Source organism: Photobacterium sp. Alg240-V54 (genome assembly GCF_900537155.1).
Taxonomy (GTDB): domain Bacteria; phylum Pseudomonadota; class Gammaproteobacteria; order Enterobacterales; family Vibrionaceae; genus Photobacterium.
Window position 1 is genome coordinate 291,316 of sequence record NZ_UNRL01000001.1, and the last position, 24,149, is coordinate 315,464.

Sequence of the window (24,149 nt, forward strand, 5' to 3'; positions counted from 1 at the left end):
AGCCATAATTATTCAGAGGTCTATCCGTGATCTATGCAGTACGGGTTTGAATATTAAAGACACCAACGAAAAACTAACTCTACAACGCGCGGGTAATAGATTTCCTATCGCCCTCACGGGCATTCACTGTAGGGAATGACGGCATTTGAACTCGAGCATGTGTTGTTGATAATGGCAACAACGAGATAAAAAGTTATGGGTATCTATTCTTTGGCATACCACCTTTTTAACTAGTTGAAAGTCGAGCATAAGTAAGTGCTAATTCAATTACAGGCATTGGAAAACGCTGCTCTTCACGAATACCATTGAAAGAAGGTAAATAATTAAAACCCTTTTCAGAAACGATTTTCTCGCAAAGTGCGATTACATAGTTCACTTCATTTATGGAGATGTTAAGAGAAGATAAAACATCAGCCACATCGTAGAACTCATATTTAGGTAAATTAGCGGATTCAACCGTAACCAAACGCTCCCCCAATAATTGAATTTTTTTATCTTGTCCTTTGATTGTATTGCTCTGCTTACCCACTTTTTCATCCAGTTTCTCGAACTTTTCTTTTGAGTTGCGAATAAACTGGCTTAGAAGCTGCGATTGTTTGGCTTGTTGATCAGCTAGTTGAAGGATTAGATCGTCATCAGAAACTTCTGGTGGTGGATAAACACCATATTTTCTGATTGATGGCATAACTTCCTTTATGACCCAATTTTGGAACTTCTTAGCACCAGAGCTATTGGATTGAAGAGCAACTCGGTAGACACCAGGTTCACTAACAAAATAGTCCGTTCGCTCAACACCATTTTCAATAATGTTTTCCATAAAGCGCTCATCATCCTCAAGTGAAGACAAACAAGCTCTCAAAAATGAAGTTTGATCCGAAGTTGCCTTACCATCTAGATGTTGCGACTCCTTTGAAATCACTCGAATTACATCAGGTAGCAAGAACAGTGTTTCACCATTTTTCTGTAGCGTTTTTATTTCAAGTTCACCCATGGAACTTGGGTACAACAAAACATCAAACATTCAATTTCCTCATTGATTGACCTAGAAAAACAAAAACACAGGACAGCCAAATCTTTACTTTAAAAAATCAACACGTGTAAGTTGATTCCTATCGTCCTCAGTATCATTCTTTATTAGGAATGGCAATATCTAGGCGAAATTATTGATGTCCATTATTTTTTCGATAATAGTCTATTTAAACTATAAGTATCATGACGTTGGTTGCATTTTTGAAAATGAAGAAGTGATGGCTATCCGTGAACTATTCAGTTCGTGTTTGAGCATTAAAAACACCAGCGAAAATAATAGCTCTACAACGCGTGGATGGTAGATTCCCTATCGCCCTCGCGGGCATTGTTGGAAGGAATAACGAAGTTTGGACTCGAGCATGTATTGTTGATAATGGCTGCAGCGAGATAGAAAGTTATGGGTGTCCATTTTTTTATCGATTTTTTTATCACGATCAAAGCTTAAAACAATTGTACGGTAACCTATTCATTCTCATAAGATATTACTAATACAAGGTCACTTGGTCGTGTCCAACACTTCGGATAAGTGTCGACTCCGCAACACATATCCTTATTGTTATAATCCAGATACTAACTCATACAAGTAAGCTTCCTATTTATATTTGAGGCTACAAAGCGCATATCCATACTTTTGAAGAACGGATGCCAAGGTCGTGGGGCTAGAAAGTAAAAACGATTTCCGTATTCCCATACCAAGCACACCTCTCCAGATAAACCTGCATCATTGGCATAATACTGAAGCGATTGATTTAATTCATTTTGCTGTTGGCTGGACATTGATTGAACTCGAGAAGACACAGGTACGATGATCATATCTTGACCTTGCTCTCTAATATGTGCGACTTCGTATGTTTGGCTAGCCATTGGTTACCTCATAAGACTATTGGCAGAAGCTATTAATATACAACCAAGGGAGTATAGTTAATCGTATCTCGATCTCATTTAGTAAAACATGGGACAGCCATAATTATTCAGAGACCTATCCGTGATCTATTCTGTTCGTGTTTGAGCATTAAAAACACCAGCTAAAAAATAACTCTACAACGCGTGGATGGTAGATTCCCTATCGCCCTCACGGGCATTCACTGTAGGGAATGACGAAATTAGGACGCGGGCATGTCTTATTGAGAATAATCGATGTAACCTTATTCACCTGAATGCTTGAACTTATTAAACGCCATAATAAGCATCGACAAGATCACCAATGATTATAGAATTAGTACAAGCATTTATCTCAAGCCAATCTTTTATATAAGCTCTATCACTTTCAGATGCTGAAGAATATCGTCCGTCACCACATATAAATAGCGAGTAATCATTTAAGATACCACCACCCCCACACCTATAAGGCAACATGGTGTGAAGGCAACATGGGACAGCCATAAATTTCATGAGAACTAACCGTGATCTATTCAGCACAAGTTTGAGCATTAGAGAAGCAACGAAAACAATAACTCAACAACGCGCGGGTGGTAGATTCCCTATCGCCCTCGCGGGCATTCACTGTAGGGAACGACGATAACCAGTCCTGACAATAGCGTTAATTCTTGTCTATTTACTAAAGGAAAATTTACGAGTGTCCTATATTTACAATAAAATTCCTTCAAGATTGAATCTACGTCTACTGTCTCATGTACTTCTTTGATACCGTTAAAATATAATTTTTTGATATTTATAGTTTTTATCCCCCCCCCCAACATGTAATAATGTTAATTATCAGATATGTCGATGATGGAGAAGCTTAGTTATTCAAACGATCATTCTCTCCCGCTAATACTTTCATAATGAGGTCCATCTGTTTCATTATTTGGACATCTGTATTTTGTGACCATTTATAGTGCTTAGCTATCTTATTCAACTGTCTATTTAATGAAAAAAACTTCCTGATCAACTGCTCTAATATCGGTTTCTTTTTTATTGTTATAGATGACGAGTACACTGTTCTTGTAAAGTGACATACATTTTGCAGATATAACTGCAGTTCAAGAATCGAGTTTTGTTCACCTAGAGAGTCTGAATATTCTTTCTGCGCATCTAAAAGTAAATAAAGCACGACAATTGAATCGGCGAGCTTGATTGGTAATTCAGGAAAGTTGGTTGTATTCATATTGAGTCCATCGTGTCGGCTTTTCAAAGAGAAACAGGGCAGCATAAATGTAAATAAAGACTACACTGATGTAGTTATTCACAGCGAGAGCCAAACCTACAACAAGCCACCTAGTAATTATTCATTAACCTACTGAATAGGTGGTTGATCTAAAAGTAGAAGCAATAAAACTGAATGTACCCGCACCAACAATATGATTTAGGACTCTTACATCCTGACTTGAACTCGTAGAGCATGATAAGGCTCTATGATACAAAGCGCTAAATGCTACCAAGCCTTCTCCCCACGATATTTCTCTCGTTGGAGCAATCACCGCGTTACAAAATGACTTGTGATATTCAAATATTTCTTCAACGCCTCTAGCAACATCACAACTCGAAAAACATAAGCAAGTATCTTTCAAGTGAGGCCATGCAATTAGGTCAAGCTCTTTCCAAGTAATAAATCCATTTGTTAACTCAATCCCTTTATCTGAGCCATGCCCGCTAAAATGTACATATTTTATGTTCTCATTTGCTGCATATTTGATGGCTTTTTCAAAGTACGCTTTGTTAACGACTTCAAAGTGCCTTGCTGATATTCCTTGTAGTTTCAAAACCTCTTTGAGAGTTGCACCTTCATATCTGTCATCGTAAATATCTTGTGCATTTCTTGATTCAATAATCAAAATTTCGTTTTTAACCACAGTTACTTTACCCGCAATATTAAACTTAAGATTAAAAATATCTTAGGTTTTTTTTGCAATTTTTTCTCTGACATAACACACAAGATGCATAAAAAGTTTAAAACGCGATTGACGATTAAGAAACCAACGAAAAAATAACTCTACAACGCGCGGATGGTAGATTCCCTATCGCCCTCGCGGGCATTCACTGTAGGGAATGACGGCATTTGGACACAAGCATGTGTTGTTGAGAATGACAACGGCGAGATAAAAAATTATGGGTGTCCTGTGATGTGTTTTTTTCTATCTCTTTTTGAAGTCGTTCAACTTAATGACATTACTCATATCAATCGTCTGGCTTTCCTGTGCCCACTGCAGCCATTGACTCAAAAATTCTTGATTTGAGAAAAAGTGCGACTTCTTGTGTTTACTATTACGAGGGAATTGACCTGCAAATAAGTTAAAACCAATTAGGTCAACATCTTCAAGCAACATACCATCCTCATAGCTATGGCGTTCAAGGTGCCAAAAAAACACAGGACAGCCAAATCTTTACTTTAAAAAATCAACACGTGTAAGTTGATTCCTATCGTCCTCAGTATCATTCTTTATTAGGAATGGCAATATCTAGGCGAAATTATTGATGTCCCTTATTTTTTCGATAATAGTCTATTTAAACTATAAGTATCATGACGTTGGTTGCATTTTTGAAAATGAAGAAGTTATGGCTATCCGTGATCTATTCAACGCGTCTTTGAGCATTAAAAACACCAGCTAAAAAATAACTCTACAACGCGTGGATGGTAGATTCCCTATCGCCCTCGCGGGCATTCACTGTAGGGAATGACGAAATTAGGGCGCGGCCATTATTGGAAGGAATAACGAGGTTTAGACTCGAGCATGTGTTGTTGATAATGGCTGCAGCGAGAGAAAAAGTTATGGGTGTCCATTCTTTTAATTTACAGGGTCTCATTACCATGAGCTGTTATTGGTTTATGCCTTGTAACTCCAGGAATTTTGATAAATCAGTACCAGTGGTAGAACCAATAAAATAACTAGGACTCCACAGGGCATTGCCTTTTGCTAAATCTTGGTTTAGTTCCGGGTGGTAGCGTTTTAATTCGCGTGAAGTTGTACCTTTCAATGTATTGACTAATTTACTTAAGGTTGTTTTAGGCGGGTAATCAATAACCAAGTGAACATAATCAGAACCACCTATAAACTGTTTTAAAGAAATGTCATTTTCGACACATATTTTTTTCATTAATTCTTAAATCTTATTGATTGCACCGCAGTTAAATACATCACCTTTATACTTAGTAATGAAAACAATGTTTGCACTTAACAGGTGTGCAACATTTCTATCTTTTCTTAATTCTTTTGTCATTTTCTTATTAGACCGCGTTTATTAAAGTTATCTAACACTATATTATTCGCGCCATTAGGTCGATTAGACCGTGTTTTTAGTTACTGTTTTCAAGTAACAATAAATATAAGTTAAGGCATGAAACAATGAAAAAAACATTACTATCTGTAGCGGTTGGTTTATTAACCGCAACTTCTAGTTATGCAGCTGAATCTACCCAAGCTAATTACTATCAAGATGCCCACGGTAACTTCATTGGTTATACCCCTGCTACATCGGATGAACTAATAAATGGATATGATAGATATGCAAGATTATTCAGGGATGATTGGAACGGGTTCATGTATGATAATGGTGAACTGTATCATGATGGTTATCCAGATAGACAAGTAGGTATTTTCACAAATAAAACATATTATAAAAGTACAGATTGTTCCGGTACTGGTTATTTTGAATCTAGTATTAGTGATAATGGTTATGTTGAGCCATTTAAAACTGAGGCTATAAAAAACGATAACAATAAGTACATTAAATATAAAGTTCAAAATAAAAAAGGTTATAGTTATGACGACTATACGCCAGCTGTTATGTCATTTTCAACAATAGATTCTGATGGTGCTTTAATTTGTGAAGAAACACCTTATGCAATCCTAGACAGGAAAATACAGGAAATTAAGGACGCGTTAAACGATCCTGATAATTATTATGATGATCTAGATGAATACCTATCAGATCTATATCTTGAATTGAGGGAGAATACTTACCCTAAGTATGTGGCTGAAATACTAGATCACGGTACTGATATAACCAATGCATATAGTTGGATGGGGTTTAAAGATCATGGTAGTGGTCTTGTGACTGGGTATGTAAAAGGTATTGATTTTGACGCGGGTATTGAATTTGTAGACGTGCTAACACAAATACCACCTACACCACCTGAAGAACTAACGTATGTACGTACATCACATGATCTTAATGTACGTGTTCAATCTAAAGGTACAATTGGATCTGTTAGCGTAAATAAAGGTTCTGACATTAAACTAAGCCAATTGTTTGTTGAAAAGATTTCAGCGGGTATTTTTGAAGTTACTATCCCGGAATCATTTTTACCAAAAAATAAAGCTGTTAGACACTTACAATTACAGTGTTCAAATAACGTGGGTGCATCAAGCTTGATACCGAATACAAGTATTGGCTGTTATAAAATGGATAATCAAAATAAAATCCGTGTAACGACAACACGAAACGAAAAATATCACAGCACTGATTTTAGTTTAAATATTACATATTAATTAGCACAAAAGTTACATGACCATTTTCAAGTAAAAAATTAAATAAAAATTATGGCATTAAAAAAATGAAAAAAACATTATTGGCTGTGGTTGTTGGCTTGGTACTTACTGGCTGTGGTGGTGGCGGTGATGATGATAAACCAAGTATTGAAAATCCAAAACCTGAAATAGAAAAGCCTGTATTACCTTTAGATCCATTACCACCAACAGTGGTATGTGATGAAAACTCAACAGATGAAGAATGCAGCGATCTTGATGATGGTTTTACCAATCCATTGTTACCAGTTAAGCCAGTGTTACCGCTAGAACCAGCCCCCCCAACAACGGTATGCGATGAAGATTCAACAGATAAAGAGTGTATTAATCTTGATGATGGTTTCACAAACCCTTCAGAAGCTGTGACAGGTGACACAGCACCCTGTGATGATGGTTCATGCCTAGAAGATGATGGTTTTACTAGCCCTTTGTTACCGCTTGATCCAAGTCCTATAGCAAAATTTGCTAACATTATCGGCTTTGATTTGAATTTTGTAAAAGAAATGTGCTTCGATAATTGGGAGTTAAGCTGTAAATTTGACGAAGAAGAACGCCCTTATTTTCAACTATGGTATGGTGGTGATTTTTCCGATGGTACTCAAATTTTTCCGTTGACAGGTAAAATTGCCGTTGCAGGTACTTATGATCTAGAACATGACGAAGGCAGCATAGTTTCTGCAAAAGTTAAATCTAGTAACGGTTATATTAACGGCGATCCTTCAGATGTTAATGCGCAATTAGTTACAAGCGCAAAGATTGAGAAATTTTTAGAATTAAGTGATTCAATAGCAATATTTCATACAGAGGCAAATCTAAGAAATAACAGTTTCAATATGGGTTTAAAAACAATTAACTTAACTGCTGAATACGTATTAGAAACAAGTTTTGGTAATAGTGTTGAATTTGTTCAAGACACACCCTATGATTTTTCTGACCTGCTAAGTGATAAAACAAAAAACAGTCTATTTCAGGTGTTAGAAACACATTCTAATGAATGGGTTGACTAATAAGTAAAAACAAACCCTATGTTACGTGACATAGGGTTTTTTTGTATCTAAAGACGATCCTGTGCCAAAATCTGTGTCATTGCCTATAAAACATGGGACAGCCATAATTATTCAGAGGTCTATCCGTGATCTATTCAACGCGAGTTTGAGCATTAAAGACACCAACGAAATAATAGCTCTACAACGCGTGGATGGTAGATTCCCTATCGCCCTCGCGGGCATTCACTGTAGGGAATGACGGAATTAGGAAAACATGGGACAGCCATAATTATTCAGAGGACTATCCGTGATCTATGCAGCACGAGTTTAAGCATTAAAAACACCAACGAAAAAGTAGCTTTACAACGCGTGGATGGTAGATTCCCTATCGCCCTCGCGGACATTCACTGTAGGGAATGACGAAATTAGGACGCGGGCATTGTTGGAAGGAATAACGAAGTTTGGACTCGAGCATGTGTTGTTGATAATGGCTGCAGCGAGATAAAAAGTTATGGGTGTCCATTCTTTTTTCTACAAAACTGAACAACAATCAATACGTTATATGTTAATATACTTTTTATTATTACCACCAATAAAATCAGGCGCTTATGGCAAACATCGTATTTATTGCAACCAGTTTAGACGGTTTTATCGCCGATAAACAAGGGAAGTTAGACTGGCTCCATGCAGTACCAAACCCACACAATATCGATACTGGATTTCTGCCCCTAATGGCGCGCATTGATGGCTTAGTGATGGGCCGTAATACTTTTGAGATGGTGGTAAGTTTTGATTGCGATTGGCCTTACACTAAACCTGTCTTTGTATTAAGTAATACCCTGACTCAGGTACCTAAAGGCTATGAAGACAAAGTAACGCTTGTTCACGGTGAATTAAAAAATATTATCACCACACTAAATTCTCAAGGCTTTAATGAATTATATATTGATGGTGGCATAACAATTCAACATTTTCTAAATGAAGATCTTATCGATGAAATGGTTATCACTCGTTTGCCTATCCTTCTCGGCGGCGGTACGGCTTTATTTGGTGATCTACAACAACCATTAAACTTTAAAGTGACGAGCAACAAAGTGATCTTAGAAAACCTTGTTCAAACCACTTACGTACGAGAAAGATTATCTTAATACTCTACAATGCGTGGATGATAGATCCCCTATCGCCTCACGAGCATTGACTGTAGAAAATGACGAAATAAAGCCAGTACCTTATTCACTTTCGACTAAGAGTATTGGCTTTATTTGTAAGATGGCTGTTACGATTGTTTAACGTTTACAGACCGTAAGATGCTAGCAAGTTATGGAAATACAGTGAGATACTTGCCCAAGTTCGAGTGAACCAGCCGCCTTGTTGAACGCCGTTGAGCGCGACAAGTGGCTCGGTTTGAATAACTTTATCTTTATAGGTTACGGTAATTTCACCTAATTTCTCACCCTTATCAACCGGTGCTTTGATATCACGTTCAATTTGAAGCTTAGCTACCAGACCTTTCTCATCAACACTGGAAGGAAGGACCATGGTTAATGGCTTCTCAAGACCTAAAGAGACCGTATTTTGCTGCCCTCCCCAAACCTTTTGTTCCGAAAGTTTACTATTTGCCGCATATAAAGTGTCTTGCTTAAAGAAGTGAAAGCCGTAATTGAATAATGCCTTACTTTGAGCGGCAACATCATTCAACGATTTTGTACCTAGAACAACGCCAACCAACTTCATTGGATTATTTGGGATTTCAGCAGAGCTTACTAGTGAGTATCCCGCAGCTTCTGTACTACCTGTTTTCATGCCTGTCGCATATTGGTAAGTGAACAATAAGCGATTGAAATTGGGTTGACGGATATGATTGTATTCAAAATACTTTTGACTGAAAAAATGAAAGTATTGAGGGTAGTCGTTCATGATGTGCTGTCCGAGCAGTCCAAGATCATAAGCGGTTGAGAAATGTGCTGGCGCAGGCAAGCCCATGACAGTTGTGAAGTGGGTATTGTGCATACCGAGCTTAACAGCAGTCGCGTTCATCATCGCAACAAATGAAGATTGAGAACCCGCGATGTAATTTGCCAAAGTAACAGCGGCATCATTGCCCGATTCAACAAGCATACCTGAGATAAGATCTTTCACAGAAACAAAAGAGCCAGGCTTTAAGAACATTCTTGAACCACCAGTGCGCCATGCGACTTCTGGCACTTGCACTTTTGAGTCTAGTGAAATTACACCGGCGGCCAATTTTTGCTCAACAATGTACATTAGCATTAACTTGGTGGTACTAGCTGGTGCCATACGCATATTGGCATCGTTAGCGGCAATAATCTGTCCGGTGTTAGCATCCATTAAAATGAAAGCGCGTGCTGCAACTTGAGGCGAAAATACTCCTGCCTGAGTCCATTTTTGCATCAAGGTTTCTGGGATCCCATTATTACCACCAGCTTCTACGGGTGCAGAAGGCACTTGTATATTTTCTGGAATACTGGTTTTTACATCGATAGCGCCGAAGCTATTGAGTGGTGCTTGAGCTTCTTTGTATTGCGTTGCCGCAAAGTAATCACTATTAGGCATAGTGTTCGTTGCATCATTGCTAGGTGTAGCAAATACTGTACTGGAGGTAAATAATGCAGCGATGGTTGCTGCTAAAGAAAGCTGTTTGATTATTGTCATAAGAGTTTTTATTTACAGTTATTTACTAAAAGTGCGATATAAAAAAGCGACTGGATAGGATACTAACTTCACTGAGTAATTAATGCCCTACAGAGTTTATCTATCACACCACAAAAATGGTGAGTGCTTTTCCGTTCTTGATCAGCGTTACAATGACTTTGGTTACAAGGTCGTATTTCTATCTTACCAGTAGATCCATTATGGAAACCTGAACGGTTATGATGTTTATGCTGCAGGGAGGAAAAACATGGGACAGCCATATCTTTACTTAAATAGATTGCCTGAAAACAAAAAAGCGTTAGCACATTCTAGTATGCTAACGCCTTAAATAAATCGCACCTCATGTTACGTATTACGCACATGTGTAGGTTTAATGATATTTATTTAACCAATATTGCAATCAGTGCAGCTTTGCAATTCAATTTCGTGTTCAAAAACAGCAACATCGCTACCATCTTCAAATAATTCAGCGATTTCTTGTGCGACTTCTTGCTCATCTTCTGCTTTTACTTGATCAGCAAGTGTTTCTTCTGAGTAACCATAGAAATTTAACAATAAGTAATCACGGACTTCATCTTTAGTACAAGTCACGTTCACCACAAGCTCTGAATTAACATTGCCCTGCGCAATGATCGCCGCTATTTGTGCGACTACATCTTCTTTCATCGTAGCTGTTAACCAACCAAGATCAGTACTTACTGTGGTTTTATTACAGTTAAAACAAGGAAGTTGATGAAAGTAGTATTGAAAATTAGTCATAGGTGATTTCTTCTTTAAATATTGTAAGCCAAGATTATGAGCGTTTTCTGGCAAAATACTACTGCAATAACTATTGAAAACACGATTAACCTGAATAATTAACAGCAAACAAGATGATTTACTTAAAGCGTCACCTCACAATATTAGTTACAGCGTCACTTAAGGTTGCTTTTATTCACATTCATAAAATACAAACCAATACCAAATATTCCCCATTGTAGTGTGTCGTGATGTCTTTCAGTTTTCCATTTACAGACTGATTGATAAACCAAACTACTACAATTTACGAATACCAACAGGGGTTATTGGGGGGTTCAGTTTACAAAATGGTTAAATTGTCTGCTCTATACTGTGAGTTACAACAAATTTGTGATGTTGATATAAAAAATATCAACTCATATTTGATAACGCAAAAAAATAAACTCTTATTATAATTAGCTAACAGGTGTTTACAATAATGTTAATAATGCTTAATGACGCATGAATAAGTGATTGACTTAATATACTTAAAGGAAAATCTAATGTTGCAATAGCGTAACTTGAACCCTTTTAGAGTCAGACGTAACATGCGCACACCTTTATTTGAGAGGACACCGCTTTGAACACACCCAGTCGATACTGGAATGAGATTTTTCCACGTTAATCTGTCCTCCAGCGCTTTTAAGTGCGAGTTGACAATGTTTAACTGTCAGCATGCACTATTCCTTATTTTCGTTGCTTTTGCTTAAATCTTAGTATTCCAGTTTTCATTGGTAGACGCTGTATTATCAGCCTCACTTGGTGTTTTTAAGTGTTCTTTATATCATCGCCATTAGTGGAGATATAAGACATGCTGAACGCATTCACATTAAACGATTTACGTTTACAACGTTTAGATTTAGACGCTCAAGACTCTATCTCATCAGCACTATGGGTTGATCTCATCGACCCCAATCAAGAAGAACGAGAGCGCGTACAGCAAGAGTTAGGACAAGGCCTTGCAACACGCCCTGAACTTGAAGATATTGAAGCAAGTGCGCGTTTTTTTGAAGATGAAGATGGCTTACATATTCACTCCTTCTTTTATTCCGAAGATATGGAAGATTATGTAAGTAATGCTACCGTTGCTTTTACTATTCGTGATGGACGTCTATTTACGTTACGTGAACGTGAATTACCAGCATTTCGACTTTATCGCATGCGGGCACGTACTCAACGGCTGCAACAAGGTAATGCTTACGAGCTACTGTTAGATTTATTTGAAACTAAAATAGAGCAACTTGCTGATGTAATTGAAGATATTTATAGCGAATTAGAGTCTATTGGCAAAACTATTTTACGTGGTAAGCCTGGTGAAAATTTTGATAAAGCCTTATCAAACCTAGCTGAGCAAGAAGATGCTGGCTGGAAAATTCGTTTATGTTTAATGGATACTCAACGCGCATTAAGCTTCTTGGTTCGCAAGGCCCGTTTACCTGAGAGTGAATTAGAACAAGCACGTGAAGTATTACGCGATATTGATTCTTTGCTACCTCACAATGAGTCTTTATTCCAAAAGGTGAACTTCCTGATGGATGCTGCCATGGGCTTTATTAATATTGAGCAAAACCGCATTATTAAAATATTTTCAGTGGTATCTGTCGTATTCCTACCACCAACATTGGTTGCATCAAGTTACGGTATGAACTTTAAGTTTATGCCTGAGTTGCACTGGGAACTGGGTTATCCTTATGCGTTAGGTTTAATGGTACTGGCGGGGTTTGCACCTTACTTATTCTTTAAACGTAAGGGATGGCTATAAGCTACAACTAATCATTGCTATCGCACATTATTTACAAAAAAAAGAACCCTACTTCAACAGCAGGGTTCTTTGTTATTTATTAACCGTTATAATTGTGGCTTCAGGCCAAGTTTTTCTAACACTAACTTAAAGTTAGCTTGACGCTCTTTGGCATTATGCACTTCGCCAGTTGAACATACAGAATCTGGACAACCACGGTTTACAATACCTGACACATCATCAATAAACTCAGTTCCTTTTAGGCCACTATCAACGTACTTTTTCAGTTCGTTGTAGTAATTCCAATCTGCATATTGTCCACCTTCATCAGAATATGCCTGCACTGATGTTACCCAGTAAAACAAACCTGCAATCCACTTAATTTCTTTGTTCTCTTCAGAGCTACAAATTAGACCCGGATTTGAACAGAAATCAAGATCAGCATACAGTGGGTTTGCTGGTGGTGCTTCAACGGTAACACCATCAATGGTTTTACCAATTGTCGCAGGATCAACATGGGAACGGCCTAAGTAATGGTTAAGGGTACCGAAGTTCTGACGGCCTGTCGTTTGAATTACACCGCGTCCCCACCAGCCACAACCTTCAACACTTTCCTGGCTGCTACCATCCCAAATAAACGTACCCGCTTGTTGACCAACATAAGTCTTACAAATATCACGTTCCCACACCTGCTTAGAAGTATCGACATTTTCTGGTACATCATTACAGTGACCATTGTTTGTCCAACGACCAACCGCACCATTAACCAATAGGCCACGCTCTTCAAGTACTGCATCTGGTGCGGCAAATACTGGCGCTGGCGCACCGTACCATTTAGCATGCGTTAATGCACTCACTTCCATCTTGTTATCACGAGGACAAGAGTAAGCGTAATCTAAGCCTGAATCAGGATTCACACCGTAATCTGCATATTTCTGACCTAACTGACCACAACTTGCTGTCATTGGGTAGTCTGCAGGTGCACCGTATTTTACTTCAGACCAGTTATTCTCATCACAAGCGTTATAGCGAATCGTCTCTTGCATGCTTTGGGCTAAGAATGCAGCAATGGCAACTTTAGCGTAGACAATGTTAGTTGCATCATCAGCGTCATCACTCAATAGCCAAAACTTATTACCTGCAACACCAATATTGTGCATTGCATTTAAGCCATCAAGGAAATCATTCCACTTATAAACGGTAGATGGGATCCATTGTGACTGTGGCGTTTCGTAAAGGAAGGCTTCATTATCCATTACATCAGCCGCATTGGTCAGCTGTTGGTTCAATGCTTCTATGCGTGTTAGTGAGCCTTTTTCTAGCTCTTTGCCAACATAGTACAGCGGCACTTTAGCTGTTTGGTAAGATTCAATTTGCGCGGTTAAATTAGCGCTGTTTTTATCAAACAAAATAGCAAAAATATTACTGTAAGCTGCTTTGCGAATTTTCTGCTCTGAGGTTGCATTACCCATAAAGTAATTAGCAGCTTGATCTGTCGGCATATTGGCTAACATCGCAGGTGTTTTTACAAAATCAGTGACTTGCTTAACGTATTCTAGCGCATTATGCCATTGGTCATTTGACAGGGCAGCCGTTGCACTTGACTTAGTAAAGACCACAAAATCAGCTTTGGTTGCGCTATCTGCTGTATAAAGTGCAAGCTTATCTATTAAATCTGCACTGTAATTAGATGCTGCATTCCACACCGACTGACGGCCAGAATGGGTATCAAATGCAAACTCACCAATCGATAATGACCAACCAAATGGCGCTTGCGGCGCAACAGTTGATACAATCAAGTTATGTGCTTGTGTCCAACCCTTTAGATCATTGCTTAGTGCGTTGATCGCATCCACATCGATTTTACTGCCAGTGCCATCAACAGCCTTAATTAACGCTTCTTTAACAGCAACAGTTGTTGTTAATAGGTTTTTATCTTTCGTTGCATTATCAAGCACATCGCTACTAATAATCACTGATGCTGTATTAGCTTTATTCGCTTGTTCAATAACAGCAACAAATGCCGCAGTTAGCTTATTAACATCGGTAAGATCAGCACTGTTCGCTGTCGCAATAGTCAGAGTCTCAGGCGCTGTTGTTGATGGGCTTGCAACTACAAACGTATTAGGCCAACCCGCCACTTCTAAACGTACAGGATCCATTGGGTTTGGCAATGAAAGTACTGGCGCAGTACCTGGTTCTGAACCATCACAATTTAAGTGCAATGCCCATGAAGCGTCGCTACCCGGTATGCTTTGGGTCCAGTAAACCGCAGAATATGCAATGTTGTCATGAACCATAATGTCGCCACCCGTTGCATGATCACCACGCGTCCAGTCAGGGTAAACATTAAATTCTTCACACAATCCCCCCGGTGGCGTTACTGGCGGCTCAACGGTTTCTTCTTTAATAGTGATAGTTAAACTAGCATTAGAAGAAAGTGCTTGGGCATCAGTTGCAATAGCATTTAGAGTAACATTACCTGTTTGCGTAGGTTGCCAATCACATGCAAATACCGTTGTTGTTGCAGCATCAAAGGTACAAATTTGTTGGTTATTTGCGTTAACAACTACTTTGGTCAAATCATTATCAACATCAGAGGCATTAATAGAAATAGAAACAGTGCCCGTTTCTTCAATGATTGAACCGTTAGTTGGAGTAACAAATGCGACAACTGGCGCGCTAAAATCGTCGTTACCTTCAGCTTCAACGTTTACAGCAACAGATTGTTGTTCAATTTTTTGGTTATTTTTATCAAACACAAAGAGATTAATTGCCGCACTGCCCGCTTCTGTTGGTGTCCAAGTTTGCGAGTAAAGCTCAGTAGTTTGATCAATTGCTTTTTCAGCCAGCTTGGTATTATTAATCCAAAACTCAACTTTTGATGCTAATTCACCATCAATACGTGCCTTAATGACAACCGCTTCGTTAGCTTTTAATACTTGGCCTGCAATTGGAGCAAGAATCGATAGTTCGGTTTCTTCTGGCTCAGGTGATGGCTCGTCAGTACACTCTGTTAATGACCAAAACCATGAATCGGTTGTTGGTGTTTCCCATATACTTGGGCTATTTTTAGCGATAAAACATTGGCCATCATATGACACAACATCGCCATTATTAACTTGGGTTGTACCCGGAATAAACGGAATAATAGTGCCAGGCTCTGGATTTGGCTCAGGCTCTGGTTCACCTGAACACTCAGCAGTGTCCCAAAACCATGAATTGATACTTGGCGAGTCCCAAACACCAGGGCTATTTTTAGCTATGTAACACTCACCATTAAAAGACACCATAGTGCCATTTTGAACTTTTGTTTCTCCCGGAACAAAAGAAATAACGTTGGTGTCAGAAGCGTATACATTGCTGCTCAGTATTACACTGAATATAGCCGCTGTTATTTTATTTATTTTTTTCACTTTACTTCCTAAGTATGTCCACTCATTTCAACGAAGCTAACACTCTCATCCTCATAAGTATTGATAGTTGTATTCCGTACAACCAACTTATATTTAGCGTTTGTTTCACCAATGAAGTGTTATTAATCAATACGATACCACTCAATATAATATATTATTATGACTTGTATTAATTATACCAATAGATATATGTAACAGTTGATTAGAATGTGTAAAGCCCTGTAACAACAATGGGCATAGACGCTTGTATCATGAAAAAATTAATATTTTAGATTAAGGCTTTTTGTCACGCAGAAATAAGGTAACATAGCGCCATAAATGCTAACGTACTAGATAGCATATCTTTAAAAAAGAATAGGTTAGAATCAATGGATTACCAACATTACTATGAAACCATGATCGAAATATTGGTTGATAATTTTGATACAGATATTGGTGAATACAATGGTCAAATTGAATTATCTGTCGATGAATATAACGACAGCTGCATGATAGCTAAAGAATTTAATGTGGCTTATAACCCTGAGCATAGCGTACTCGATGTATTACACCAATCAACGCCTGAAGTTGGTGACATAACGACCTATATTGTTTCAGCGCTAGCATTAGGGTGTTTAATTGATTATTTAGAAGATGAACTGATTGTTGATTTTGATGATTAATTCTATCTTTTAACGCTTATCCAATAAAAAGCTAACAATTACGGCTGTTAGCTTTTTATTTATCTTCCCCCCTTCTTAACATCATGATATGTATAATCTTCATGCACATTTATCATGTCTTACAAGCAAGATCATCATTAAAAATATTAATTATTATAAATATCAATTGAAGATTAATTTATGTCCGCTAACATAAGGCAACTTATTACTCGTGTTCACTATTTTATAACATAAGGCAAAGGATGCAGCCAAAAATATATATCAAATTAGAAGATACTGTTTGGAAAGTTACCGAAAATGGCCAGTGGCTAGCAGTAACTCCACACGAAGTGATCGATATTAGTTTACCTTTTATTACAGAGCATACGCATTTTAACGATGTGATTAGCCTTCACTTTAATGAAATAGAAATCCTAACTGATTTAGGCTAGTTTTCCTCAGTGATTATTTAGTTAACAATCTAGATTGAATACGATTTATTTCACATGTTGCCATGCAAACCCACCCCTTTACATACCCCTTTTGCGAGCAACATTTTACCTTCGTATCGCTAAGTAACATATCACCGCTTTCAAACATATAATTAGCCATCTTTGCCTGTTGGGGTAACATTGATGTCAGATAATGATCTAGAAATATCTAAATGGCGACAACAGCGTAAAAAAGGTCTGTTGCGGTTTATTGTGAGCAATAGCCTTCCTGCTTTTTTAGGTGTAATAATCGGGAAATTTATCGGTGCCTTCCTCATGACTGATAACGGTTTTAATGACGTATTAGTTCGAGAAATAATAATCAGTTTTATCGCTCTCGTTACTGTTTTACCATTATTAAGTATCCTTCACTGGCAATGGAAAGAGCGTAAATACCGCCTCCATAATGAAAAATATAATCCAAATTCATTAGATAATAGTAACGACTAAGGGATTAAAATGACGATACAACAAAAAATAGCAATAAGCCTAGGTTCAGGTCTACTAGTAGGATCGGTTGCTACTGTATTACCTACTTTTCAATTTTGGTGTTTTATTATCGGACTCACATTACTTAATTACGCTCTCATAACCAAGAAAAGCTAACGTTTTGCAATAGCTGCTAATTTGTATTGGCATAACAATATTATCGGCATAACACAAATTGTGGTGGTAATAATGTCAGCAAGCGTATGGTACTTTTGATGCATCATTAAAGCCGCATATCCCACCATCGAGAGGATCATTAATACGCTTAATTTGGGTCTATACACCATAAAATATCCGATAAAAACTAAACCAATTGCGGTGTGGGTGCTGTAATCCAAATCAAAAGCAGGCCAAATACCAATTACATTATCGATAAACATAATTGCATAGATAAAAACAGCCGACAGTACCACTCCCCCCAACTGTAATAAACCATCTTTGAGCCCGTGCTGTCGTCCCGCCAGCAGCATACAAATAATGCACACAATCACAATAATTGGAGTATAAAGATCGGCAATAACAGCCCACTGTTCAAACGTCATAATTGCTATATTCCACAAAAAAATAATCATTATCTTCACATACATAACGAATTATTTCATCTGTTTGAAAAGAACAAGAATTGTCAGAGAAGAGGAATAGTGGACAGACATATCTTTTTAAATTACCAAATATATGGATCGTCACCATACAAATATGCTCGCCGTACACAACGATTAATCACATGATAAAAAGGCGTGATTTGAGGCTCGATCAATTTACGTCTTGAGATTGTCATTGGTTGAACCATAAGCAACTTGAAGCTTAAGTGTGGTTGTGCATGGTTAATGTGCAAGGGTGTGGCTGTCCTTTGTTTCTGCTAGCCGGATAATAATTTTATTAGGAGCTCACCTTGTCTACTTTAGGTATTAAAATTTATACCTATAGCGTATTGATATTTCTTTAATACCATTACGCTCACTTAACAATATTAAATCTCACTCTCTGCGACTAATTAATATACTTAATGTCATTTTATGACAGCACTATAAAAGATAACTATCAGGCATTTAATAATAAAAGACTGTTATTTAACCTACATTTATCACAAAACTTGCAAAAAAGATCACAAAAAAACAACGAAAATAACATTTTTTATAAGTTTAATGTTCACTATAATTATTGACCATCTAAGATGGACTTATGGTATTTCACCATACTTTTCCATAATAATAACCATAGGGCCCACGGATGAAGCCACTCATGTATATCGTTGTTGAAGGCGTTATCTGGAAAATAACAGCTGAAGGTGAATGGATACAAATTCCCCCATCAGAAATCCTTGATAGTTCTGTACCTTTCATCTCAGAAAAAGCACAAGTTAACGACATCATTAAAACTAAAAATAACGAAGATGATGTGGTTAAAATTAGTACTTCAGCAAGAATAATGGACAGCCATATCTTTTTAGATAAAATTTCCCCAAAAGACAAGCCATTCCACTACTCATACCCCCTCAAATTTAAGTTTTATAGCTCATTATTGAAATTCTTCGTAAAATCAACCCTATTCGTATATTTTACGATCGGTAACACCCACAATCCTAACGGTTATTGTGGTATTTCCATCTAATACGAAGAATCTATCTCTAGTTAGGATGCAACTGATGACTAGCCAACTTTCCTTTGCACCAGTGTCCACCTGCATGTTGTTTGAAAGCACACATTCTGGACCATTTACCACTTACATTGGCATACCGCTCCATAAACTGCTCGCTATGTTCAAGCCAAGCGTCTGGTGTTATTCCCAATTGTTGTAAAATTTTAGGCTGGCTAGATGATATAAAGCCTTTTTTATCATTGCGAATACAGCGGCCAGTCCAGTCTATAAGTTCAAGATAATCGGCAAAGGCAAAGTTTATTCCTGCCGTTTTAGCCTGATGTTCAGCACCCACAAAGGGTAATAATTGAAAGTGACCTCTATTTGATGGTGGTTGTTTAGTAGAGGTTTTAAGTTGCTGATATTCACGAATGCGCTGCTGAATCGAGGTGAAATCTGACCGTTCTAATGACGGTGTAACGCCAGCTCGAATAGGATTTAAATCAACATACATCATGCATGACAGTAGCGATTGTTCATCTAATAGTGCTTGAGACTTAAATCGCCCTTCCCAAAACGCGCCTTTACATTGGTCTTCTTTATTGGCTTTTCGTGCTATTTCCTCATTAAGGCAGCGCATAAACCAGCTAATACTGCCTAATCTTTGCTGCCATTCCGTGACTAAATTTGATAACGCTTGCTGTTTATCTGTGCCTACTTGTCCTTCTTTTAAGAAATCAAGCGCAATAGGATGACCATTAAATAACTGCAACCAGCGCGATATTACCGCTTTAGGTGTTAACTTTTTCTGCTGTTCAGTATCTATTTTTAGCACCAAATGGTAATGGTTGCTCATCACCGCATAAGCGCAAATATCAATACAAAAAACAGCTGCTAATTGTTTGATTTTATTTACTATCCAACCTCGACGATGGTGATAGTTCTTGCCGTTATATGGATCGTCACCACATAAATACGCACGACGTACGCAGCGATTAATGACATGATAAAAAGGTGTGATTTGCGGCTCGATCAATTTGCGTCTTGAGATTGTCATTGGTTTCACCATAAGCAACTTGAAGCTTAAGTGTAGTCACTCATGGTTGATGTGCAAGGATATGGCTGTCCATTGTTTTTTTAGAAATAACAGCTAATTGGTTAGATTCGCGTTTATAAAGCTTTGATTAGAGATTAAGAAGATTTACTGTACTGCAGATACGAAAAAGCCGCTGATCAATCAGCGGCTTTTCAATGTGTGGCGGAGAGATAGGGATTTGAACCCTAGATACGCTATAAACGTATGCCGGTTTTCAAGACCGGTGCTTTCAACCACTCAGCCATCTCTCCATGACAAATATCATACTGCTGCAGCATATATATGTAAACCAAAAATGAATTAACAGCTTAATTTTAAAGCACTTTAGTGGTTATTTTACTCAAAAATACAATTAAATAACAAAGGTGACATATTAGAGAACAATAAACGTACTCATTGCTATGCTGTAGCCAGAATCTTTATTTTCGTTATATCAGTAATGATCCGTTATAATCTCAACAGTTAACCTATTAGATTGAAAAACACATGGCAAACAAATCAGATTTTACGGACGAAGAATACCAAGCTTTTGCTCAATTAATGGATGCTTATAATCGAACTTTTGCAATTTCACTCACCACCCTCATTTTATCTATTTTAGGTTTTATCGTTGCTGAAACTCAAATCGGTTACGCCATTACCAATAATATTCGCTGGATTTTTGGATTATTAGTAGCCTTACCGTTATTGGTTACTGTTATTGGTTCTAAACGTGATTTCAATAACCTTTCATTTAGCATGCCTAAAACAATTTTATATTCCGTGCTCAACGCTGTAAGTCTGATCACTATTATTGGTTTGGTTTTTAGCCTTAACTAAAAATAATGCTCAATATTTAACCAAATTAAAAATCCTACCATTAAACTTTATAATGAACCATCAAACTATTGGCGGTTCATTTATTATTATCAATTTTAAGTTATTGATAATAATGAAACAAACATTAACATGCATATCAAATGAATCTTTTGCATTGACGAAGCACCCCTCCAAGGAATAACATGCATAAAAAATACATCTTATGTTATTAAGGAATTTTAAAATGGCTATTCATGTTAAGAATAATATTACTTGGGTTGGGCAGCGTGATTGGGAAGTTCGTGATTTTCATGGCACAGAATATAAAACAACCCGTGGTACTAGCTATAACAGTTATTTAATTCGTGAAGGTAAAAATGTATTGATCGATACTGTTGATCATAAATTTACTTTGGCTTTTCTTCAAAATTTAGAACAGGAAATTAATCTTAACGACATTGATTATATCGTTATTAATCATGCCGAAGAGGATCACGCAGGTGCATTAACTGAATTGATGAATCGTATTCCTAATACACCTATCTATTGTACAGAAAATGCTATTGATTCAATTGTCGGTCACCACCATCATCCGGAATGGAACTTTAACACCGTAAAAACAGGTAACACGCTTGATATTGGTAATGGTAAGGCATTAGTGTTTGTTGAAACGCCTATGTTGCACTGGCCTGATAGCATGATGACATACATGACTGAAGATGCAGTCCTGTTTAGTAATGATGCTTTTGGTCAACATTATTGCGATGAACGCCTATTTAACGACGAAGTCGATCAAAACGAACTGCTCGATCAATGCCTACGTTATTACTCAAATATTTTGACGCCATTTAGCCCTTTAGTAACCAATAAAATTCATGAAGTTTTAGGCTTCAATTTACCCGTTGATATGGTCGCAACATCACATGGTGTTATTTGGCGCGATAACCCTACTCAGATTATTGAAAAATACCTTGAATGGGCTAATCAGTATCAAGAAAACCGCATCACGATTTTCTATGATTCTATGTCTAATAATACTCGTATGATGGCTGATGCTATTGCACAAGGGATCACTGAAGTTGATGATGACGTTATTGTGCGGATCTTCAATGTAGCTCGTCACGATAAGAATGAAATTCTAGCTAATATGTTCCGCTCAAAAGGGGTACTTGTTGGCTCATCAACCATGAATAATGTCATGATGCCTAAAGTCGCGGGTTTACTTGAAGAAATTACTGGCTTACGTTTTAAAAATAAAAAAGCTGGTGCATTTGGTAGCTATGGCTGGAATGGTGGTGCTGTCGATCGTATTCACGCTCGTTTAACTGATGCTGGTTTTTTCACTACCGTTGGTCTTAAAACGAAATGGCGTCCAGATGGAAAAGCATTACAACAATGTCGTGAACACGGTAAAAAAATAGCCAAAGAATGGGCTCAAACTGAACGCCCATATGATCATTACACACCTTTCACAACCCAAATAACATCAGCATCAACCATACAAGTTGCAATTGATACACCAGAAATAATCGAACCAACATCCGTTGTTGAACAAGAACCTACTGTAAATACCGAATGTTGCACACAAGCAACCGCAAGCCAAAAAATGTTATGTACTATTTGTCAGTGGATCTACGATCCTGCATTGGGTGAACCCGATCAAGATGTTGATCCAGGTACATTATGGCAAGATGTTCCTGACAGTTTTCTCTGCCCTGAATGTGGTATCGGTAAAGAAGTATTTGAACCTATAAACTAAAATAAGGTTAGCGCGTATAATGTCCAATCCAATTATTGTCATTGGCAGTGGCTTTGCTGCTTACCAATGGGTGAAATCATTTAGAAAGCTCGACCAAAATACTGCAATCACTTTAGTAACCGCAGATCAAGGTGCTGATTATTCAAAGCCTGAGCTAAGCCATGTGTTTAGTCGAGATCAACAACCAACAGATCTTATTAAACAAACCGCTGTTGAATTTGCTACAGAACATAATATTGAATTACTCACTAATACTGTCGTTGATGAGATCAATACCGACCATCAATGGATTCGTTTTAACCAGCAGCAATGGCATTATTGCTCATTAATTATTGCAACGGGTGCCAAATCTTTTGTCCCTAAATTTGAAGGAAATGCTTTAGATAAAATCATTACATTAAATAGCCTTGATGAGTTAACACGTGACCACTCAAAAATTACTACAGCAAAACATATTACTATTTTAGGTGCGGGATTAATTGGCACTGAAATAGCCATAGATTTAGCTACAACTGGCAAGAAAATTACCTTATGCGATAAAGCCGCTGCCATGATGCCAACATTACTGCCTGAGTTTATTGCTGCCGAGTTACATCATATACTGCATCAAAAAAATATAGATCTACAATTAAATACCATTATCACTGCAATAAATACTGATGATAAACAAATAACGATCTCGCAATTAAATAACAAAACGATACATACTGATGTTGTCATTGCTGCGATGGGATTAACACCACAAATTCATTTAGCTCAACAAGCAGGAATCAAGACTAACCAGGGTATTATCGTTAATAATATGCTGCAAACATCGGCAGCTAATGTCTATGCCATTGGAGATTGTGCTGAAATAAATGGCAAAATAAGTGCGTTTATTCAACCGATTATGTTATCAGCGATGGCACTGGCCAAGACGTTGGCTGGAACGCCGACACCATTATCATTACCACCCATGTTAATCAAAGCCAAAACACCTTGGTTACCGTTAAGTTTAGCGGGAATAACCACTATGGAAGATATTCATTGGCAAATAGAGCGAGACAATGACGGTTATGTTGCTAAAGCGCACACTGATGATCAAACCTTAATCGGCTTTATTGCTACGCATAATAAGCAAAAACACGCCTTCGCATTATTAAGACAATTATCACCAACGTTATAATTCATTCAAATATCGGCGCTATTTTCAGGCCCACTATTATTGTGG

General features: G+C 37.6%; 22 protein-coding genes and 1 tRNA gene. 11 read left to right on the forward strand and 12 right to left on the reverse strand.

Features of this window, described 5'->3' with window-relative positions:
• Positions 1-226: 226 nt before the first annotated feature.
• The 6 genes from G6R09_RS01430 to tnpA form a co-directional block, all read right to left on the reverse strand.
• Positions 227-1,021 carry a Bro-N domain-containing protein gene (locus tag G6R09_RS01430; RefSeq protein ID WP_087852929.1) on the reverse strand — a complete coding sequence of 265 codons (795 nt, stop codon included), beginning with the start codon at positions 1,019-1,021 and terminating at the stop codon, positions 227-229.
• A gap of 578 nt (positions 1,022-1,599) precedes the next feature.
• On the reverse strand, positions 1,600-1,893 hold the full coding sequence (locus G6R09_RS01435) for a hypothetical protein (RefSeq protein ID WP_163920166.1): 294 nt from the start codon (positions 1,891-1,893) through the stop codon (positions 1,600-1,602).
• An 877-nt stretch (positions 1,894-2,770) separates the two neighbouring features.
• Positions 2,771-3,136 (reverse strand): hypothetical protein, encoded by a 366-nt coding sequence (locus G6R09_RS01445; protein WP_163920169.1) that lies wholly within the window; start codon positions 3,134-3,136, stop codon positions 2,771-2,773.
• A gap of 124 nt (positions 3,137-3,260) precedes the next feature.
• Positions 3,261-3,821, reverse strand: a complete 561-nt coding sequence (locus tag G6R09_RS01450) for a hypothetical protein (RefSeq protein ID WP_240345683.1) — start codon at positions 3,819-3,821, stop codon at positions 3,261-3,263.
• A gap of 282 nt (positions 3,822-4,103) precedes the next feature.
• Positions 4,104-4,295, reverse strand: coding sequence for a hypothetical protein (locus tag G6R09_RS01455; protein WP_205522968.1), 192 nt, complete (start codon positions 4,293-4,295; stop codon positions 4,104-4,106).
• A gap of 490 nt (positions 4,296-4,785) precedes the next feature.
• A complete protein-coding gene (gene tnpA / locus G6R09_RS01460; RefSeq protein ID WP_163920171.1) occupies positions 4,786-5,064 on the reverse strand; it encodes an IS200/IS605 family transposase in 279 nt (92 codons plus the stop codon).
• A gap of 248 nt (positions 5,065-5,312) precedes the next feature.
• Between tnpA and G6R09_RS01465 the strand changes: the two genes are divergently transcribed.
• The 3 genes from G6R09_RS01465 to G6R09_RS01475 all read left to right on the forward strand — a co-directional run bounded on the left by G6R09_RS01465 (position 5,313) and on the right by G6R09_RS01475 (position 8,628).
• Positions 5,313-6,458 (forward strand): hypothetical protein, encoded by a 1,146-nt coding sequence (locus tag G6R09_RS01465; protein WP_163920173.1) that lies wholly within the window; start codon positions 5,313-5,315, stop codon positions 6,456-6,458.
• Between the two features lie 65 nt (positions 6,459-6,523).
• Entirely contained in the window at positions 6,524-7,501 is a 978-nt protein-coding gene (locus G6R09_RS01470) for a hypothetical protein (RefSeq protein ID WP_163920175.1), read from the forward strand.
• Between the two features lie 587 nt (positions 7,502-8,088).
• The gene (locus tag G6R09_RS01475; protein ID WP_163920177.1) at positions 8,089-8,628 is read left to right on the forward strand and encodes a dihydrofolate reductase family protein; all 540 of its coding nucleotides are present in this window, start codon (positions 8,089-8,091) and stop codon (positions 8,626-8,628) included.
• A gap of 145 nt (positions 8,629-8,773) precedes the next feature.
• On the opposite strand, the gene G6R09_RS01480 is transcribed toward G6R09_RS01475, so the two are convergent.
• Both G6R09_RS01480 and G6R09_RS01485 read right to left on the reverse strand, forming a co-directional pair.
• Positions 8,774-10,153 (reverse strand): D-alanyl-D-alanine carboxypeptidase family protein, encoded by a 1,380-nt coding sequence (locus G6R09_RS01480; RefSeq protein WP_163920178.1) that lies wholly within the window; start codon positions 10,151-10,153, stop codon positions 8,774-8,776.
• Positions 10,154-10,537: 384 nt separating this feature from the next.
• Positions 10,538-10,912, reverse strand: a complete 375-nt coding sequence (locus G6R09_RS01485; protein WP_065167280.1) for a hypothetical protein — start codon at positions 10,910-10,912, stop codon at positions 10,538-10,540.
• A gap of 829 nt (positions 10,913-11,741) precedes the next feature.
• On the opposite strand from G6R09_RS01485, the gene corA reads away from it, so the two are divergent.
• Positions 11,742-12,692, forward strand: coding sequence for a magnesium/cobalt transporter CorA (gene corA, locus G6R09_RS01490; RefSeq protein ID WP_065167281.1), 951 nt, complete (start codon positions 11,742-11,744; stop codon positions 12,690-12,692).
• Positions 12,693-12,778: 86 nt separating this feature from the next.
• Here the strand turns inward: corA and G6R09_RS01495 are convergent, their stop codons facing one another.
• Entirely contained in the window at positions 12,779-16,087 is a 3,309-nt protein-coding gene (locus G6R09_RS01495; RefSeq protein WP_163920180.1) for an Ig-like domain-containing protein, read from the reverse strand.
• A gap of 368 nt (positions 16,088-16,455) precedes the next feature.
• Between G6R09_RS01495 and G6R09_RS01500 the strand changes: the two genes are divergently transcribed.
• The 3 genes from G6R09_RS01500 to G6R09_RS01510 all read left to right on the forward strand — a co-directional run bounded on the left by G6R09_RS01500 (position 16,456) and on the right by G6R09_RS01510 (position 17,669).
• Complete coding sequence (locus G6R09_RS01500) at positions 16,456-16,749, forward strand: hypothetical protein (RefSeq protein WP_065167283.1); 294 nt, start codon at positions 16,456-16,458, stop codon at positions 16,747-16,749.
• A gap of 242 nt (positions 16,750-16,991) precedes the next feature.
• Entirely contained in the window at positions 16,992-17,180 is a 189-nt protein-coding gene (locus G6R09_RS01505; RefSeq protein WP_065167284.1) for a hypothetical protein, read from the forward strand.
• Between the two features lie 183 nt (positions 17,181-17,363).
• Positions 17,364-17,669: a hypothetical protein gene (locus G6R09_RS01510; RefSeq protein ID WP_065167285.1), complete on the forward strand. Its 306-nt coding sequence runs from the start codon at positions 17,364-17,366 to the stop codon at positions 17,667-17,669.
• Between the two features lie 152 nt (positions 17,670-17,821).
• On the opposite strand, the gene G6R09_RS01515 is transcribed toward G6R09_RS01510, so the two are convergent.
• On the reverse strand, positions 17,822-18,250 hold the full coding sequence (locus G6R09_RS01515) for a hypothetical protein (protein WP_163920182.1): 429 nt from the start codon (positions 18,248-18,250) through the stop codon (positions 17,822-17,824).
• A gap of 688 nt (positions 18,251-18,938) precedes the next feature.
• Here G6R09_RS01515 and G6R09_RS01520 point away from each other — a divergent pair.
• Positions 18,939-19,319: a hypothetical protein gene (locus tag G6R09_RS01520; RefSeq protein WP_163920184.1), complete on the forward strand. Its 381-nt coding sequence runs from the start codon at positions 18,939-18,941 to the stop codon at positions 19,317-19,319.
• A gap of 16 nt (positions 19,320-19,335) precedes the next feature.
• Here G6R09_RS01520 and G6R09_RS01525 read toward each other — a convergent pair whose 3' ends face one another.
• Positions 19,336-20,343, reverse strand: coding sequence for a transposase (locus G6R09_RS01525; RefSeq protein WP_163920186.1), 1,008 nt, complete (start codon positions 20,341-20,343; stop codon positions 19,336-19,338).
• 199 nt (positions 20,344-20,542) lie between these two features.
• A tRNA-Ser gene (locus G6R09_RS01530) sits at positions 20,543-20,633 on the reverse strand.
• A 235-nt stretch (positions 20,634-20,868) separates the two neighbouring features.
• Between G6R09_RS01530 and G6R09_RS01535 the strand changes: the two genes are divergently transcribed.
• From G6R09_RS01535 to norW, 3 genes are all read left to right on the forward strand, one after another.
• Positions 20,869-21,201: a hypothetical protein gene (locus G6R09_RS01535; RefSeq protein WP_065167288.1), complete on the forward strand. Its 333-nt coding sequence runs from the start codon at positions 20,869-20,871 to the stop codon at positions 21,199-21,201.
• 223 nt (positions 21,202-21,424) lie between these two features.
• Positions 21,425-22,939 carry an anaerobic nitric oxide reductase flavorubredoxin gene (gene norV / locus G6R09_RS01540; protein WP_163920188.1) on the forward strand — a complete coding sequence of 505 codons (1,515 nt, stop codon included), beginning with the start codon at positions 21,425-21,427 and terminating at the stop codon, positions 22,937-22,939.
• A 19-nt stretch (positions 22,940-22,958) separates the two neighbouring features.
• The gene (gene norW / locus G6R09_RS01545; protein ID WP_163920190.1) at positions 22,959-24,104 is read left to right on the forward strand and encodes an NADH:flavorubredoxin reductase NorW; all 1,146 of its coding nucleotides are present in this window, start codon (positions 22,959-22,961) and stop codon (positions 24,102-24,104) included.
• Positions 24,105-24,149: the final 45 nt, after the last annotated feature.

Coding starts and splice junctions, on each gene's coding strand:
- G6R09_RS01505 (WP_065167284.1), top strand. CDS start 16,992: ATGCAGCCAAAAATATATATCAAATTAGAAGATACTGTTTGGAAAGTT.
- norW (WP_163920190.1), top strand. CDS start 22,959: ATGTCCAATCCAATTATTGTCATTGGCAGTGGCTTTGCTGCTTACCAA.
- G6R09_RS01430 (WP_087852929.1), bottom strand. CDS start 1,021: ATGTTTGATGTTTTGTTGTACCCAAGTTCCATGGGTGAACTTGAAATA.
- G6R09_RS01485 (WP_065167280.1), bottom strand. CDS start 10,912: ATGACTAATTTTCAATACTACTTTCATCAACTTCCTTGTTTTAACTGT.
- corA (WP_065167281.1), top strand. CDS start 11,742: ATGCTGAACGCATTCACATTAAACGATTTACGTTTACAACGTTTAGAT.
- G6R09_RS01535 (WP_065167288.1), top strand. CDS start 20,869: ATGGCAAACAAATCAGATTTTACGGACGAAGAATACCAAGCTTTTGCT.
- G6R09_RS01510 (WP_065167285.1), top strand. CDS start 17,364: ATGTCAGATAATGATCTAGAAATATCTAAATGGCGACAACAGCGTAAA.
- G6R09_RS01470 (WP_163920175.1), top strand. CDS start 6,524: ATGAAAAAAACATTATTGGCTGTGGTTGTTGGCTTGGTACTTACTGGC.
- G6R09_RS01475 (WP_163920177.1), top strand. CDS start 8,089: ATGGCAAACATCGTATTTATTGCAACCAGTTTAGACGGTTTTATCGCC.
- tnpA (WP_163920171.1), bottom strand. CDS start 5,064: ATGAAAAAAATATGTGTCGAAAATGACATTTCTTTAAAACAGTTTATA.
- G6R09_RS01520 (WP_163920184.1), top strand. CDS start 18,939: ATGAAGCCACTCATGTATATCGTTGTTGAAGGCGTTATCTGGAAAATA.
- G6R09_RS01500 (WP_065167283.1), top strand. CDS start 16,456: ATGGATTACCAACATTACTATGAAACCATGATCGAAATATTGGTTGAT.
- G6R09_RS01455 (WP_205522968.1), bottom strand. CDS start 4,295: ATGTTGCTTGAAGATGTTGACCTAATTGGTTTTAACTTATTTGCAGGT.
- G6R09_RS01435 (WP_163920166.1), bottom strand. CDS start 1,893: ATGGCTAGCCAAACATACGAAGTCGCACATATTAGAGAGCAAGGTCAA.
- norV (WP_163920188.1), top strand. CDS start 21,425: ATGGCTATTCATGTTAAGAATAATATTACTTGGGTTGGGCAGCGTGAT.
- G6R09_RS01525 (WP_163920186.1), bottom strand. CDS start 20,343: ATGACAATCTCAAGACGCAAATTGATCGAGCCGCAAATCACACCTTTT.
- G6R09_RS01445 (WP_163920169.1), bottom strand. CDS start 3,136: ATGAATACAACCAACTTTCCTGAATTACCAATCAAGCTCGCCGATTCA.
- G6R09_RS01515 (WP_163920182.1), bottom strand. CDS start 18,250: ATGACGTTTGAACAGTGGGCTGTTATTGCCGATCTTTATACTCCAATT.
- G6R09_RS01480 (WP_163920178.1), bottom strand. CDS start 10,153: ATGACAATAATCAAACAGCTTTCTTTAGCAGCAACCATCGCTGCATTA.
- G6R09_RS01465 (WP_163920173.1), top strand. CDS start 5,313: ATGAAAAAAACATTACTATCTGTAGCGGTTGGTTTATTAACCGCAACT.